Source organism: Halobaculum saliterrae (genome assembly GCF_009831625.1).
Classification (GTDB): Archaea; Halobacteriota; Halobacteria; order Halobacteriales; family Haloferacaceae; genus Halobaculum; species Halobaculum saliterrae.
Map to the genome: position 1 here is coordinate 59,270 of NZ_WUUS01000013.1, position 15,428 is coordinate 74,697.

The 15,428-nt window shown below is 60.4% G+C and carries 18 protein-coding genes and 1 pseudogene; 16 read left to right on the forward strand and 3 right to left on the reverse strand.

Annotation, left to right across the window (positions count from 1 at the left end; all coding sequences use genetic code 11):
- The first annotated feature begins 59 nt into the window (after positions 1-59).
- The 14 genes and pseudogenes from GRX01_RS17535 (at position 60) to GRX01_RS17595 (ending at position 9,081) form a co-directional block, all read left to right on the forward strand.
- On the forward strand, positions 60-461 hold the full coding sequence (locus GRX01_RS17535; protein ID WP_159670790.1) for a DUF6166 domain-containing protein: 402 nt from the start codon (positions 60-62) through the stop codon (positions 459-461).
- Positions 462-483: 22 nt separating this feature from the next.
- The gene (locus tag GRX01_RS17540) at positions 484-762 is read left to right on the forward strand and encodes a DUF7389 domain-containing protein (RefSeq protein WP_159670793.1); all 279 of its coding nucleotides are present in this window, start codon (positions 484-486) and stop codon (positions 760-762) included.
- A 49-nt stretch (positions 763-811) separates the two neighbouring features.
- Entirely contained in the window at positions 812-1,033 is a 222-nt protein-coding gene (locus tag GRX01_RS17545; RefSeq protein ID WP_321168191.1) for a hypothetical protein, read from the forward strand.
- A 53-nt stretch (positions 1,034-1,086) separates the two neighbouring features.
- Positions 1,087-1,386 carry a hypothetical protein gene (locus tag GRX01_RS17550; protein ID WP_159670796.1) on the forward strand — a complete coding sequence of 100 codons (300 nt, stop codon included), beginning with the start codon at positions 1,087-1,089 and terminating at the stop codon, positions 1,384-1,386.
- 156 nt (positions 1,387-1,542) lie between these two features.
- Positions 1,543-2,229, forward strand: a complete 687-nt coding sequence (locus GRX01_RS17555) for a DUF6166 domain-containing protein (protein WP_159670799.1) — start codon at positions 1,543-1,545, stop codon at positions 2,227-2,229.
- Positions 2,229-2,384: a hypothetical protein gene (locus GRX01_RS18965; protein ID WP_201289642.1), complete on the forward strand. Its 156-nt coding sequence runs from the start codon at positions 2,229-2,231 to the stop codon at positions 2,382-2,384. The genes GRX01_RS17555 and GRX01_RS18965 overlap by 1 nt, the downstream gene beginning before the upstream one ends.
- On the forward strand, positions 2,381-2,917 hold the full coding sequence (locus tag GRX01_RS19645) for a hypothetical protein (protein WP_159670802.1): 537 nt from the start codon (positions 2,381-2,383) through the stop codon (positions 2,915-2,917). Before GRX01_RS18965 ends, GRX01_RS19645 begins: the two co-directional genes overlap by 4 nt.
- 169 nt (positions 2,918-3,086) lie before the next feature.
- Positions 3,087-4,248: pseudogene (locus GRX01_RS19650) on the forward strand (hypothetical protein).
- Positions 4,249-4,313: 65 nt separating this feature from the next.
- Complete coding sequence (locus GRX01_RS17570; protein ID WP_159670805.1) at positions 4,314-4,541, forward strand: hypothetical protein; 228 nt, start codon at positions 4,314-4,316, stop codon at positions 4,539-4,541.
- 108 nt (positions 4,542-4,649) lie between these two features.
- Positions 4,650-5,651: a DUF6610 family protein gene (locus GRX01_RS17575; RefSeq protein WP_159670808.1), complete on the forward strand. Its 1,002-nt coding sequence runs from the start codon at positions 4,650-4,652 to the stop codon at positions 5,649-5,651.
- An 80-nt stretch (positions 5,652-5,731) separates the two neighbouring features.
- The gene (locus tag GRX01_RS17580; protein ID WP_159670811.1) at positions 5,732-6,496 is read left to right on the forward strand and encodes a pirin family protein; all 765 of its coding nucleotides are present in this window, start codon (positions 5,732-5,734) and stop codon (positions 6,494-6,496) included.
- An 87-nt stretch (positions 6,497-6,583) separates the two neighbouring features.
- On the forward strand, positions 6,584-6,931 hold the full coding sequence (locus GRX01_RS17585; RefSeq protein WP_321168192.1) for a hypothetical protein: 348 nt from the start codon (positions 6,584-6,586) through the stop codon (positions 6,929-6,931).
- A gap of 302 nt (positions 6,932-7,233) precedes the next feature.
- On the forward strand, positions 7,234-8,166 hold the full coding sequence (locus GRX01_RS17590; protein WP_159670814.1) for an ImmA/IrrE family metallo-endopeptidase: 933 nt from the start codon (positions 7,234-7,236) through the stop codon (positions 8,164-8,166).
- Positions 8,167-8,253: 87 nt separating this feature from the next.
- A complete protein-coding gene (locus GRX01_RS17595; protein ID WP_159670817.1) occupies positions 8,254-9,081 on the forward strand; it encodes a hypothetical protein in 828 nt (275 codons plus the stop codon).
- Between the two features lie 63 nt (positions 9,082-9,144).
- Here GRX01_RS17595 and GRX01_RS17600 read toward each other — a convergent pair whose 3' ends face one another.
- The gene (locus GRX01_RS17600) at positions 9,145-9,693 is read right to left on the reverse strand and encodes a hypothetical protein (protein WP_121578266.1); all 549 of its coding nucleotides are present in this window, start codon (positions 9,691-9,693) and stop codon (positions 9,145-9,147) included.
- Between the two features lie 128 nt (positions 9,694-9,821).
- Here GRX01_RS17600 and GRX01_RS17605 point away from each other — a divergent pair, with 128 nt between their 5' ends.
- Together GRX01_RS17605 and GRX01_RS17610 are read left to right on the forward strand one after the other, a co-directional pair.
- Positions 9,822-10,235, forward strand: coding sequence for a MarR family transcriptional regulator (locus GRX01_RS17605; protein WP_159670820.1), 414 nt, complete (start codon positions 9,822-9,824; stop codon positions 10,233-10,235).
- A 123-nt stretch (positions 10,236-10,358) separates the two neighbouring features.
- Positions 10,359-10,682 carry a hypothetical protein gene (locus GRX01_RS17610; protein WP_159670823.1) on the forward strand — a complete coding sequence of 108 codons (324 nt, stop codon included), beginning with the start codon at positions 10,359-10,361 and terminating at the stop codon, positions 10,680-10,682.
- A gap of 87 nt (positions 10,683-10,769) precedes the next feature.
- On the opposite strand, the gene GRX01_RS17615 is transcribed toward GRX01_RS17610, so the two are convergent.
- Positions 10,770-12,047 carry a Cdc6/Cdc18 family protein gene (locus GRX01_RS17615; RefSeq protein WP_121571058.1) on the reverse strand — a complete coding sequence of 426 codons (1,278 nt, stop codon included), beginning with the start codon at positions 12,045-12,047 and terminating at the stop codon, positions 10,770-10,772.
- A 1,188-nt stretch (positions 12,048-13,235) separates the two neighbouring features.
- The gene (locus GRX01_RS17620; RefSeq protein ID WP_321168193.1) at positions 13,236-15,395 is read right to left on the reverse strand and encodes a type B DNA-directed DNA polymerase; all 2,160 of its coding nucleotides are present in this window, start codon (positions 15,393-15,395) and stop codon (positions 13,236-13,238) included.
- Positions 15,396-15,428 lie beyond the last annotated feature (33 nt).

Genomic DNA, 15,428 nt, shown 5'->3' on the forward strand with positions numbered 1-15,428 from the left:
TGTTTTTCACCCCCTGAGGGGTGCGGGGGTGCTCGAACGAGTCGCTCCCGAACAGACCGATGAGTAGATCTAGCGACACACACTCGATTGAACAGACACACCCAGCGAGCGACTGCGACATCGCCTACGTCGGGTATCGGCAGAGCGGGCAGGCTATCGTTGAGAAACGTCCCGGCCAAGAACTGCTCACGCCAGAGCGGAGTCTCGCACTGGTGAACCACAGTCCCTCGGGATTCGAATGGGGATATGGTGGTAGTGGTCCGGCACAACTCGCGCTCGCACTCCTCCTCGACTACACGGGAGACGAGGCGTTCGCCCTCAACCACTACCAGGAGTTCAAAACCGAGGTCGTGAGCCAACTGGACTGCGCTGGGTTTGCTGGAAGCTGGCGACTCACCGGGGCCGAGATCGATGCAGTCCTTCACGAAACACCCGGCGAGCCGGCCGCACCGTCCATCTAAATACCAATCACCGAAAGAATCCATGTCAGAACACACCCAACCATCTCGTGCGGATGATGAATCGACCGAAGCCACTGAACAGGCGACACGAACGGAGTACGTCGAACGCAGTGACGTCGGCGTCTCCCTCACAGTGAAGCTTACTCGCGGGACGGGCACCCGCGATCAGGACAAAATCGTGGCCAAAGCGAAAGGCAAGACTCTCGAAGACGCTCGCGAGGACATGGAGATTCTTCGGGAGTACATCCATGATCTCGCTGAGGACGCCCGCCAGATCCAACCCGAGGAAGAAAACGGGTAACGGCGAGGGCTGTTTTTTGTCGCCTCAGCAGTAGTGGAGGCGATCATCAGTGAGCAATTCAGATGGTCAAACAACAGACGCAAGCGAGCTTTCGCCAGAACAACGGCTCGAACCCCCGAATACGCGGCTCATCAACGCTGGTATCGTGACGATCAACGATATGGAGACGCTGCGAGCCTGCGTCGCCTACGAGAACGCGAATCAGCAACGGATCCCGATTCTTCGCCAGCTCAAAGATCGGGCCAGCGAAATCCGCGCACAAGACGAGTGACGAAGCACTGGGGGTTTTCTGTCGGAGCCTCAGTGGGTGGAGGCTCGAATGAGATGAGCGATCGACCAGAGATCGAGATTCAACGACAGACCGCGTTCGGTGACGATGGCCAACTCGAAGTGGTCGAAACGAGTGTCGAAACCTCACTCGAGGACTTCGGCGCTGACGTGAATCATCGCGACCGGGATTCGCGTCTTGATCGGCCCGAGGCGAGTGAGTTCGGTGTCGACGATCGACCCGCAGTTGAACAATCAACCGAAGGAGATCAGTCGACGCTCTTCGCTGATACGGACGAGGATCAGCAAACCCTCAACGGTGAGGATGCGGCTGCTCGCTGTCTCTTCGAAGAATAAACTGCCCCTATTGATTAGTTATCCGTCGAAATGTTATAGTTTGAACTATAATAGTCTGAGTTCTAACTTTGAAGCGACGCTGAGGGCCTAATAGCCGGTGGTGGTTTTTCGACCCCTAGCAGGGGTGCGGGGAATCCGAACGCCCGCATTCAACCGATGGAGACGAATTCGACTACCGACCCACGAGCAGTCGTACAGGATACGGATGAGCGATGTCAGGCGAGTACAGACCGCGTCGAGTACGTCGGGATGCGTGTCGACGGAACGCCAGTTGTCCTGAACCTCACCGCACACGAACGCCTCTCCCCCAATCGAAGTCTCGGTCTCGTGCGGCATGGCCCGGCGGGACTCGACTGGGGCTACGTTGGGAGCGGACCGGCACAGCTCGCCTGTGCGCTCCTCCTCGATTACACCGACAACGAAACCGTCGCCCAGCAACACTACATCCAGTTCCGCAACGACGTGGTCAGTCAATTGGTGTGTGATGGCCCGGCCGACTGCTGGCACCTCACCGGGAAGGATATCGAAGCGGCACTCGCCGAATTCGAAGAGTACCGAGCACTCACGCCAGATGGTGGGACGCCGTCATCGTCACTGCCGGCAAACTGGAGTGCGGTGAGCCGGACAGATCAGACAGTCTTCCAACGTCGGGATATCGACCACTACGTCGTCCTCGCCGAAGGGAGCGAGGAGTGGTTGATCATACTTTGCGCTCAGGGCGACCGGGCGTATCCCGCCCCACTCGACCATCGAACACTTCCGGTCGAAAACGACCCTGCCTCAGCCGTTCAGGATCTCGTCGCTGAGAGTAACGACCTCGTCGAACCAGAGGAGGACATCTGATGGAAAACATCCGACTATCGCGGGACACGTACCAGCCCATCGAACGCGCCATCACAGCGCTGGAGTGCATCGGCCGAGAACTCGAGCGATACAACGACCGGCACGAGCGAACAGCTAGGAAAGACACAGACGAGACGAATCCCAGCGAATCATGACTGACGAAGCGACGCTCGACGACTTCGAGACCGAGAATTCGGCCGGGGAGTCCCGCTCGCTCACGCTGGAAGAGCGACTCCCCACCCCGATCTCGCCGTCAGTGGAACTTCGGCTGATTCCTGGTCGTGGTGATCCGCTCTATCTCCAGAACCGGGGCACTGAGCGGTATCTGTTCCGCGACGAGCACAACCGATGGTTCATTCTCCAACCGTCGGCGAAGGACTCAGAAGCAGCTTTCGTCCGCTGGGTGTATCTCCCAGCAGACCGGCCCGAACGGCTGGCACAGTCGGCGCTTCGTCGACGAACAGTGATCGGCTATGATTACGTTCAGCGGTCGGCCGCACCAGATCCAGTCAGGTCGACGGTGACGGCGATGTTCGTCACGGAATGCTGGCCCGAGACCGCCTACGAGTGTGGGTCGTGTGAGGCGCTGTTCGACACGGCACGAGAGCACGCCCTGCACTGCTGGGACGCACATCCGTGGGTGCCGAATCCTGAACAGGTGCGCCGTCGACGCCACGCCGACGAATGAATTCAAGAGCCGAAGCCAGGTGTCGGGACCGTCCAGATTATTAACCAACAACGCTGGATTTCTGGATAGAATGTTGGTTAAGAAGTTGTTTTTGCGCCCGTGAGAGGGGCGCAGGGCGCGTGATGAGAGCGCCGTCGCGAGTGACGAATTCGATTTCGAGGTGACTGCAATGAAAGATCCAGAATCCAGAACCGTGTTCGCTGGCGTCGACGGACGAACCGATACGGAACTACCCGACTGGTACCGCCGGAAGAAAACGGTCGACAAACCGAAGTCTTTCGCCGAGACGATTCGTGACCTCCCGCAGGCCGTCGAGACGACAGTCGCATACCGGAATCCCTACTCCGACGAGTGGGTCGAAACGGAGCGCTTCAACGCCCTGGCCGAGCCGACAAGAGCGCGCGACCACGCGACAGACGACGAGCCCGACGCAGACCCACTATTTCACGTCCCCACAGACAGTTACGCGATCATCAACCCGGTGGATGTGTACAGGCCCTTGGAAGAGGTCCTTCGCGAGGAGACTATCGACGGGACACCGCTCGGCGACGTGATGTTCGGCGAGATCCGGCGCTACCGGGGCGGCGGCGAGGTCCATATGGACGTGATGTTCGACGGCCTCGAAGTCCGGCTGCCGAGGCGGTCGGACCCGATCACGATGGGCGTGACCTCCGGCTACGACTTCTTCGGTGAGCACGCCGTCTACGTCGAGGGCTTCGCTCAGGACGGGTACTGCTCGAATTCGATGCGCTCGCTCACCGACAAGGAGGTCATCAAGCACGTGGGGGGACGTTCGGGACTTCCGGACCTGGTGGGAGGAGATTCTCGCCCAGGTCGAACTCGTCGCCGACGACCTCTTCGAGTTCATCCGAGATGCGCAGGAGATCGATCTCGAGTTCTCCGAGCTCCCGTTCACCGTCACCGAGTTTTACAGCCTGCTGGGATTCCCGGACTATCTCGCAGAGCGTGCTGCCGAGGATGCCGAGGCGAACGCAGCGTCGCCGTTCGCGATCGATATGTGGACACTACACTCCGGCGCGACATACGCGCTCACCCACTTCTTCCAGGGGAAGGAGGGTACGTCGCTGGACGGCTACGTTCACACGGCCAACGACATCCTGTTCAACCCGGAGGGTACCATCGAGCGCGTCGAGCGAGCCTACGAGGAGCAGCTGGAGGCCGACGGCGACGACGGGTCGCAGGCGTCGCTCGCCGGCGAGCGGGCACTCGCGAGCATCGAGCGTGTCAGCGACGATCTACAGGAGAAGGTCGACCAGTTCGAGGAGCGGGAAGACGCCCTCCGTGAGCGGTTCCAGGACGCGATGAGCTGACGTCGCGACGGAGCTGTAGTCGGCGGTCTGTTTCTCTCGCCTTCAAAGGGTGGAGGCCAACAGAGATGGCTCAGTCTACGGATACCGACGAAGGCGATGACAGGTTCCCGCCCGAGAAACGCCTCGAAGCGCCGAATCATCGCCTGATCGAGGCCGGGATCGCGACGATTACTGATATGGAGACGCTCCGGGAGTGCGTCGCGTACGAGAACGCTCACCAGAACCGAACGCCGATCCTGAAGCGACTCGAGCGCAAGGCAGCGGAACTCCGGGAGACAGAGGAGGAGGAGTAACCCGGTTAACCAACAGTACCTCGCCGGTTCCCAGGTGTGTTGGTTAATTAGAGATCTGTCAGTCACCCCTATAAGGGTGCGGGGTGCCGAGCCCGCGGGCTCGCATTCATGTCCATTCTCAAGAGCCACAGCAGTCCCACGGCCAGCCAAATCGCCGCTGCCCGTCAGGTAGAGTTCGTGGCCTTCCTTCATCGACTCCCATTCGCGCTCGACGCTTTCAGACTCGGGTATCTCCCTGGTTTCCGGGAGAACTGTGGGTATCAAGCAGACCAGTATCAGGACCTCACCCTCTCGGTTGGGATGTTGGACAACGATTTCCGGAACCCCGATCTGGAACGGTTCGTCGATCGCTTCTTCGAGTACGAGCCTCAGGTCGGAGTTATCGGGGACGTCTACGACCACGCCGCCGTCGACGACCACGTTGCTGCCGCTCGCGAGATTCAGGGCAGCTTTCCCGATGCCGAGCTCATCATCGTCCCGAAATCCCAGGCAGTGATCGACGCGATTCCTGATGATATCGTCCTCGGCTATTCACGCGGGTATGCCGACCGCCTCGCCCACGAGTTCTCTGACCCGGCTGATTGGAGAGGGCGACGCGTCCATATCCTTGGTGGGAGTCCGCCCAAACAGCTCGACGCCATTCGACAGCTGACCCGGCCGACACTCACGGATGATCCACCAGCCGACATCGTCGGTGTCGACTGGAACGGACTGCATCGGGGCGCGCAGTTCGGTGAGTTCTGGACGGCCGACGGCTGGGACGACAGCGGTCGCGACGCCGACCACGTCACCGTCCGAAAGACCGTGCGCCACAGCCTCGCCCGCATCCGGGAGTTTTGGGAAGCCCACGGGGTCTGGCCTGAATCGTCACCCCAAGACGACGGGTTGGGCGTCGAGTACGAAGGGCCGCGGCCAGCCGACCTCGATCAGGCGGCCTGTACCGAGTGCGAAACGAACGTCTGGCGAACCCGCCGCGGTCCCTATGTCGCCGAATACGATACCGGCGCAATCTATGGCTACTGCAGCTACAAGTGTTACTTCAGCCACCGTCACCGGAACAACCTCGAGGAAATCGCCGGCGAGCAGAGTGTCTACTTGCCGCCGGCGTGAGAGACACGATCCACTACTTAGCGTGAAGCCGGGAGTCGGAGCGCAGAACCCATTTAGCGGGTGAGCGACTACACAGGCTAATGGACGAGTCGCCTTCCGCACAGACCCACTCTCGCATCTACACAGCGCCGCGAACGGATGTCTCACAGAACCAGGGCAAGTTTCGGATCCACTTCAATTTCCCTGGACGGGCCGTCCCCGACCATGACGATCACGGCTACGGGCCGCTCGCGACGGTCGTGGAGTCGTTCATGGACCCCGGCACCCTGATTCGGATGTACCAGCACAAAAACGAGGAGATCATCTCGTGGGTGCCCGAGGGCGTGATGCGCCACGACGACCGCCAGGGCAACCAGTTGGTTACCGATTCCGACCATCTGATGGTGATGAACGCCGGCAGCGGCTTCTGGCACTCCGAGGAGACGCTCGCCGACGACCCGCCGCTGCGAATGCTCCAGATATTCGTCCGCCCGCACAGCCTCAACCTAGAACCGGGCATCCAGCACGAGCCGATTCCCGATCCGGTCGCCGGCGAGTGGCGTCACCTGTTCGGCCCCGAAGGCACCGACGCCCCGCTGTCCGTGCGGAACGACGTCGACTTCTACGACTGCCGCCTCGCCGCCGGGGCCACGACCACGCTCCCGTCGCGGCCGGGCTGGCATACCTACCTGTACGTCTTCGACGGGGCCGTCGAGGTCGGTGACGAGTCGGTCGGGTACACCGAGAGCGCACTCGTGACCGGCGACGACGATGTGGCGGTCACGGCAACCGAGGACGCCACCATCGTCGCGTTCAGCATCAACCCGGACGCACCGGTCACGCGCCAGGGCACCATCGGCCGCTGAAACACCGGCGGACCGACTGTGGATTGTTTTTCTGCCCCCTGAGAGGGTGAGGGCTTCAGCGAACGCCCTCGCAGTCAGGTGATTTTCGTGAGTCAGCAACAGTCACCGAGCGATGTCTCGATCGATGAGATACCTGTCGATATCGCGAATACGCAGTCCGGGGACGTCGACGCAAGCGACGTTCCGGAGGAGATCCAGTCGCTGACCCGTGCGCTGGCGAGTACGGAGCCCCCGACGAACCCGCTCGTCGTGCTGAAAGCGGCGCGCTGGTGGTACATCCATGGCAAGGGTGGAGCTGATCCTGCGTTTCAGTGGGCAGTCGAGTGGGCCCGTCACCTCGCGACCGACACGCCCAGCGACGTGGATCAGTTCGACGCGTTCCTCGAGTATCTCGTCGCGGTCGGCTTCGCGGATGAAAAGGCAGCACTTCGCTAATCAGAACTCGTAACAAGCGACATCCTCAGCACCGCAGACCGGACACTCATCAACATCTTCCGAGAGTGTCTCGCCACAGTTTCGGCATTCCCACAGGGTTGATGTGTCACCCTCGACGGCCCTGCGGAGCGCATTCAAGAGTCCCATCCTGGCTTTGCTGAGGGACGCTTCGGTGTTAACAGCATCCCCTGAGAGCCGTCCCATCTTAAATCGCAGTCGTTGGGTCGATTTTTTGGTCGCCTGTGAGGGGTGCGGCGCGTTCTGAACTGGCGAAATCGCGTTCAACCGATTTAGTGACCACCATGTCCACGACCAGAGACTCGTCGGTCTCCTTCGACCAGACCGACACGCGATCCGACGAGATGAACAGTACCATCGAACAGTGGATCGACGACCTCGTCGCCGGCGTCGACGACGCACAGGCCAGCGCCGAGTTCCAAGAGTGGCTGGACGTTCAGAGCCGGTTCCACGACTACTCCTACCGGAACACGCTGCTGATCAAGCGGCAGTACCCCGACGCGACAAAGGTCGCCGGCTACCGAACGTGGCAGGAGGAGTTCGATCGGCACGTCCAGGAAGGGGAGTCGGCCATCTGGATCTGGGCGCCGATCATCACCAAGCAGTGTCCGGAGTGCGAGAACTCGCCGAGCTACCACGAGGACTCCGACTGTGAGTACGACGAAACACCGCCCGAAGACTGGTCCGAGGGCCTCGTCGGATTCAAGCCGGCACCGGTGTTCGACATCTCCCAGACCGAAGGGGAACCACTTCCCGACCTCGACACGGAAGCGACCGGGGACGCCGGCGACCTCGTTGCTCGGCTGACCGGTGCCGCCGACGAACTCGGCGTCACGGTTCGAATCGTTCCGGAAGCGGAGTGGACCCACGGCGAGGCGAAGGGCATCTGTGAGCAGCTGAGCCTCGTCGACGTCCAGCCGCTCGTCGAGGTTTGCGACCGGGAGAACGATGCCGATCTCGCCCGGACGGTGATCCACGAGTACGCCCACGCCCTGCTCCACTTCGACGTCGAGGACGACACCGAACGGTCGAAACGCGAGGTCGAGGCCGAGGCGGTCGCCTACGTCGTCGGCCGGTACTACGGGCTCGACACGAGCGGGTCAGCGTTCTACCTGGCCGCGTGGGAGTCGGAGGATCCCGAGATCGTTCGAGAGCGCCTCGCCCGGATCAGCACCACGGCTGAAGAGATCATCGACGCTCTCGACAGCGTGGCTTAACCAACATAGAGGGTTGTCCGCCTACTTTGTTGGTTAAGTTTTCAGTGCCCGCAGAGGGGCGGAGGCACTCACCGGAGACCACGACCGATGACCGAGAGATACCTCTCCGCCGTTCTCGAGGAAGCAGAACAGATCGCAACCCACCACGAACAGGTCGCCCACTCGACTGAGAACGCAGCCCACGAGTATCTGCGGTACGCGGTGCTGAAACTGCTCGAAGAGGGGCCATCCAATCCGGACAGTACACTCCCGCGAATCGACGATGTGACCGTCGGATACGGGCAGGATACGGCGATGTTCGAGAGCTGGCACACCGACGTCGAGTGGTGGATGACAGTCCCCCCGCAGGAGGAGTGTACGCGCTTTCGGATCTTCTACCCCACCGAGCACGAGTCAGTTCCGCGCCTCATCGTCGACGTGATGAGTGCGCTTGGGGCGTGGCGGGTCTGGACCGGGAACGCTGTCGACTGCGGGTCGTACGACCATCACGAGCGGCGTGAAGTCCACTTCCTGTGGCCACAGGGCCACCCGGTCGAGGACCTCCTTCAGGAGCGAGTCCACGGGCCTGACGCCGTCGCCCCGGATGGTGGCTGTACAGGAGACGTTCGCGATCGGATGGTCGCTTCAGCGAACGGTGGGCAGGTCGACGATCTCGAACCTCGCACCCGTCGCGCGGTCACCGAGGAGATGTCGGTTTCGTTGCTGGAGAAGGGCGGTCGGTACGAGGTACAGTCGGCGTCCGGGAACCGCTACGAAGTCGACGTCGTCGGCGAATCCTGTACCTGTCCAGACTGGCAGCAGCGCTCCCCCGCCGGCGGATGTAAGCACCTCCGTCGCGTCGATCACGAAATCAAGCGTGGCCGAGTCCCGCGACCGGATGGTAGACTCCCGGCCGATGCGGCTGATTCTGGTTAACCAACAGACCACCCTGTTCATCCCGCACGTTGGTTAACGCAGACAGTTACGGTTCCACTGCCGTCACGGGAGCTCTTCTGTGACGTCGACGAGCTCCTCCTCGGTCTGCCAGCGGTACAGCCGTCCCTCTTGCTCGAACAGCTCGAAGACGCCGTCTTGCATCCAGCCGAAGGGGTGTTCTTCGTCCTCATACACCCGCTTGAGGACGTGGCTTTTCGCAAAGAACTCCGTCGTGCCGACGAGGAGGCCCTGTTCGACGAGAAAGTCACTCGGTTCCTTCTCGGCGACGCCAACGAGGTAGGTCACGATATCGGCGATCAGGCAGAACTTCTGGATGCTGTTGTCCCACTCCCCGCGGATGTCGACCATCCGGAAGGCGTAGGCGTCCTGTCGCCGGTTGAGCCGGTCAACAACGAGGTTCAGCCGCCGAATCGGCTCCCGGTCGTAGTTGCCCAGCACGAAGTACGAGCGTTCATTCTCGTAGACGGGGGTCAGTTCGCTCAGGGCGTGGAGGATCTCCTCGTTGTCTGCCAGCGAGATCTCTTCGTCGTCGAGTTGGTCCTTCGCACTGGTGAGGACTTCTTCAGGGACGGGCGGCTCCTCGTCGGACATATATGGCCCCTCTCATCGTCGTGCGATATGATTTACGGAGTAAATCACCAGCTTAGTCAGATGTGGTTTAGTCCAGAGTGATTTACTCAAGGGTAAACTACTTGTCGCCAGGCCGTGTATCGTGTCGTATGAGCACCGACCTGGGGACAGCTGATGGGATGGAATCCCGCGAACTCGTCCACTTCGTCACCCAACAGACGCGGTTCGCGCTGATCAACAACATCCTCCAGCACCCCGACCAGCTGCCCTCAATGTACGAGCTCGAGGAGCTCAACCCCAGCGTGAGCGATGCCACCGTCTACAAGCACATCCAGAAACTCATCGACGCCGGCATCGTCAAGGAGGTCGCCCTGGACGACGACCAGCGCCGGCAGGGCTACCCCTGGAAGTTCTACGGCCTCACGGAGGAAGGTCGGGAGTTCCTGCAGGAGCACAACCTACTCGCTGCTGAGGAGACGCTCCAGCAGATCTACGAGACGATTTCCGACAAGCCCGAGAAGATGGTCAAGTACGAGAACGCCCCTCGTCCGGACGGCGTCTAACGGCACGGTCTATTCCTGAATAGTTTGCTATTCGTACTCTTCAGACCGTGATGAGACGATATTTGATTAACCAACAAATCTATGCCGATACGCGCTTTGTTGGTTAACACGAGGCGACCGCTGATGTCCTACGAGCCACCGACGCCGCCGGCGGAACTCCCGACAGATATCGTCAACACACTCAACGGCTACTCGCCGGACCAGCTCCAGCACGTCGCGCGCTACGCCGAAGAGCTGGCGGAGCACAAAGCTCGCGAAGCCCGTCTCGAAGAGGAGTCGGAGGATGACGAGATCGACGAGCGGCCGGACGACCTTCCAGACGACGTCCCGTCGAAGGCCACGATCACGATCAAGGAGATCAACGACAACCGCTACTACTACTGGCAGTGGCGGGAAGGTGACAAAGTGAAGTCGAAGTACAAGAGTCCGGTTAACCCAGACGAGTAGTCGAAGCAGATCACACCCACCCCACGTGCCCGACGTGTCGAGAGATACACTCGTGACCAGGGGTGTGGTCAGCGACCGAAACGGGAGCTAGGCCAAGTCCTCCAACCGGCTGTCCCGAAGGACAGATTTCAACACGATACCCGTGTCCTGAACCAACCGATGTTCGAGGTAACTGCCTTCACCCCGGCCACCTCCGGTCCGGGTTGATTCAACGACGCCGAGGAATGCCTGCTCTTTCAACAGCTCGTAGACACGGTGCTCGCTGAGAGTCTTCGCGTCAGCCTTCTCTGTCGTCGCCTGATACCGTTCGTAAATCCGGTTGGTCGAAAACCCGTCCTCGTTCGGATTCTCTTCGGTGAGCAGCGCGAGCGAATAGAGGATGAATTTGACCTGTGTCGTCGATCCACGGAGAAGCTCCTCGAACCGATCGATTTCAGCCCACTCCTGGGCATCGCGAACGTGTTCCTCGACGACTGTATCGACGTTTTCTCGCTCGGCTAGTTCGCCGGCGTGACGAAGAATTTCGATTGCTTTTCTGGCGTCACCGTGTTCCTGAGCGGCTAGAGCCGCCGTCAGCGGAATCACATCATCGGAGAGAACGCCATCGTGGAACGCGTCCCGTCGGTGCTTCATAATCTCGCGCAGTTGATTCGCGTCGTAGGGTTGGAAGACGAACTCCTCTTCGCGAAGACTGGACTTGACGCGTTCGTTCAGCTGGTCGCGATACTCGATTTTGTTGCTGACTGCGATGACGCCTAGGTGGCAATCCGCTTTCCCCGATTCGCGAGCCCGCGAGAGCTGCATAAGAATATCATCGTCATCGAGTCGGTCCACCTCGTCGAGAATGATGATGACTGACTCGTAGGCAGTATCCAAAATCTCCCAGAGATAGTCGTAGTATTCACCGCTGCCAATCCCTGCGCGTGGAATATCGAAGTCAGTCTCGTCCGTCTCGTTGAGTGAACGAGTCACCGTCCTCGCGACGCGTGTCTGTGTGTTGTGCTGCGCGCAGTCGACGTAAACCGTGCCGACGGACACACCGTTCGACTCCGCGGCTCGGCGGGCTCGTTCGGTGACGTGACGGGCAACGAGCGACTTCCCGGTTCCCGTTTTGCCGTAAATAATCACGTTGTTGGGCGGATCGCCACGAACGATCGGTCGGAGTTCAGCAGCAACGGCCTTGATCTCGCCATCCCGGCCGACGATACGGCCGCTTTCAGGGACGTGGCCAACCTTCAGCAGCTCCTTGCGAGCGAAAATGTTGGCGCGGTCGGGATCGTCTTCATCAAAGTCAAAGAGGGGATCGTCAGCGGGATCCTCGTAGCGGCCGTCGAAGTCAGAGAGTTGGGACGGTTCCTCAGCCATCAATATCAGACATCGCGGATGGGACCTACTTAATGATTTGGCTACCTCGACCAGAGTGTAAATCGGGCTATGGTCGTCTTCTGATGTTTTGTCGCTGGCGTATCATCCTCACAAAGGGTCGAGTCGGTCCCGAGTGAAATCGGATTTGGAGCGAGAGTTACCGACGCAGACCGGCACCCCCAATCCAGAGTGAAAACGCCAGACTGGAGCGGGTTTGACACACCCCTGGTCAAGAGTGAATAGCCCTCCATCCGGGAGTAGCGTACTTGGTTGAGACGACACCCCCCGTCCAGAGTGTATCTCCCGAACCGGGGAATCAATCATTTCTATGAGAGGACACATCGGCCCTGGACGTCTGACGCACGGCAGACACCCCTCGTCCAGAGTGAAAGCGCTGGTGTGACGAGCTGGAGTGGAGTGTGAACCTCGAGTGATGCTGACGAGCGTTCGTCGGCACCCCCAATCAAGAGCGAAGACGCAGGTCAGATCTCCAGCCGAAGTAAAGCAGGGTACAATCGGAACTGTCGGAATCGGGTGTCTTGATTACGGTTGACGAGGAAGATCAGGAGATATCAATCCCGATTTCGGCTTTGATGCCGCTTAGCTGGTTAACGAATAGTCAGAATGACGACAGTTCCCTCAACGTCTCATAAATCACGGACGATGGAATCGAACCCCCACACCCCTCGTCCAGAGTGAAACAGTGCGAGAGTCCCTCGGTTGACCCGGCAGTAACCACACGACGAGTCGGTGGGAAGTGCCGAAATCACAAGACGTGAGACGAGTATCCCTCGAACAGCAGTCGTCACACAGTCGAAGTTCCTCTAAACATGCCAATCTTCATAGTATTACCTAGAGGTTTTATTACTACCTACCTCTTACCGTTCTCCAAGTGCATTCAGCTCAAGGAAGAGGACGAAGGCGGCATTCGTCGGGGTGGTTTCGAACCGCTGCTCGTGTATGTTGTTCCATTTCTTCCGTGTTCTCCCGTCTCAGGCAGTCTTTCCGTGATTCTTGCTAATCTTCTCCCACGAGAACCCCCGTTTCCCGTGGACCTTACCGCACTCTCTTGATTGGTTTTCACTCTGGACGAGGGGTGTGTGGGCGAGGTATTCTCTCCACTCCTTTCCGTGTCTCCACTCAGATTAACCAACAACTCTCCCGATATCTCGATAGTGTTGGTTAATCTCACTCAATCTCGGTGAAGGCGGCCAGGTCTGTTTCCCGAGTTTCCGCGATCTCGTGTCGAATCTCCGTCCGATCCCAACCAAGCGGTGCCAGCACACTCTCGACAGCTCTGACGAGTTGCGTCTCGTAGTACGACGCATCGTACGACTCTATCTCTTCGTGTGCTAACGCGACCCGCGCTCGCGAGCTTTTCTCGTCGTCGACAACTACGTACTCGATGTCCTGTCCCGGGTGGATGGCGAGGTCCTGGTCCCGAGCCCGCTTCAGCGCCGCCACGTTCTGTGTGTTCTGCGTGTATCTCTCTAGCGGCTTGGAGACACGATTCCGTTCGACGAGCTGCTTGACCGGCACCGTCCCAGCGTGGAGGCGACTAATCGCGTCCTGGAGACAGTCGAGTACGGCCTCCGGAGATCGAGTCGCGTCGAGCCGTTCGAGACAGTCCCGCTGGACGTCCTCGATGAACGGTGGGGTCGAACGCTGCCGGGCTTCGATACCGCGTATCTTGAACTCGTCGTCGCCGGCGACCTTCCCGAAGTATTTCGTCAACGCACCAGCGTCGCTCTCGCGCTGCGGCACGAATGCGACCCAGTCGTAGTGGGCTTCGTATTCGAGCCGAATCTCGACGCGTTCCGTGATCTCCGTCGCGAGCGTCTCGAGGTCCTCGCGGTCATCGTCGTCGACGTCGGGGTCCGGCGTCACCCAGATGGAGTCGACGATACCGTGAACGACCCGCCAGCCGCCGGCTTCCAATCGCTGTTTCGCCGTCAGCAGAATCTCGCGAGCAAACGCGTTGATCGCTTCGTGGCACTCGATGCGGCCGAATTTCGCGTTGCTGAACCCCTGGTAGCCGAAGCAGGCGACGAGGATCCACTTCAGCGCACCCGACCGTCCCTCGAGTTCCGCCAGTCGGTCCTCGTCGGGGTCGTCCCGTTCCTTCTCGCGACGGATGGCCGCCTTGATCTCGTCGCGAGCCTCGATGATCGGCTGTAGGACGTCGACGAGGTAGCCCCGGTCGTCGCAGATCGAGTATCCGAGCCCAGGCACGTCCTCGCGGTCGCTGTGGCAGTCACACCGGATGACATCCGGTGAGACGTTTCGCGTGCAGATGATGTTCGGGTACAATGAGGAGAAGTCGAGTTCATGGACGTTCTCGTGGAGGCCAACCTCGGGAGCGAAGATGAAGCCGCCGCGGTCGGCGTCGTGGAGCGTCCCCATCGGTTTGAAAAACTCGTGGCGCCAGGAGTTCCACGGGACGAGGACGCCGCGGTCGTGGGCCTCGCAGATCTGGATCGCCGTGAGCACGTTCCCAATCGACGCCCACGCGAGCTCCTGGACGGGCTTCTTCGAGCGCGACACGAGATCGAGGACGCCGTCGAGGTTCGTCTCCCCGTAGAAGAACGTGTTCGACTCGTCGATGATCGCCCGCCCGGGGACGTTGTACCGCGCCTGCGAGTGACCGACGCGACCGTAGCTCGAGTACGATGACCGACTCGCGAGCTGCTGGTATTCGACGTCCGGCCACCGACTCAGCGAGAAGTCGTCGACGCCGGGGTCCGTCGCCATCTCGTACAGGGTCGGGACAATCTCGCTGGTTGAGCAGACCAGGACGTCCGGATCGTGTGCGTTGAGCGCCCCTTTGACGGCGGTCAGGATGTCCGTCGGCGAGCCGGTGACGGTGTCGCCGGCGACGGACAGCTCCCCATAGACGTCGTTGCTCGTTTCGGTCACCGGGACGCTAAGCCGGAGCGTCGACAGTTCACTCGCCGGTGTCGGATCGACGCCGGTCTTTAGACAGTACCGGAACTCCCGCGAGAAGTCGATGTTGAAGCAGGCGAGATCCCCGACTGGATAGTCCAACAGCTGGCGCGCTTGCCGGGCGAGTGGGGTGACGCGGTCGATGTGGGCGACGTCGACGGCGAGGACGGTCTCCTCGTCCCGTCGAAAGCCCGGTCGTCGCGCATCCATTTCGGTCGCGACGACGTCCGGGTGCTGATCGTACACCGACTGGAGTGTCGTGAGGTCGAGGTCGGACGCTGGGTCGCGAGCGGCGACGTAGAAGCGTGGCGTGTATTCATCGCGCTCGGTCGCGACGGCGCCGTCGGCGGTTGCCTCCCACTCTAGAACGCGGCCGTCATTCAGGAAATCGATGGTAAATGGCACTATGTCGCCAAGATATTGGCCTTAACAATAAGC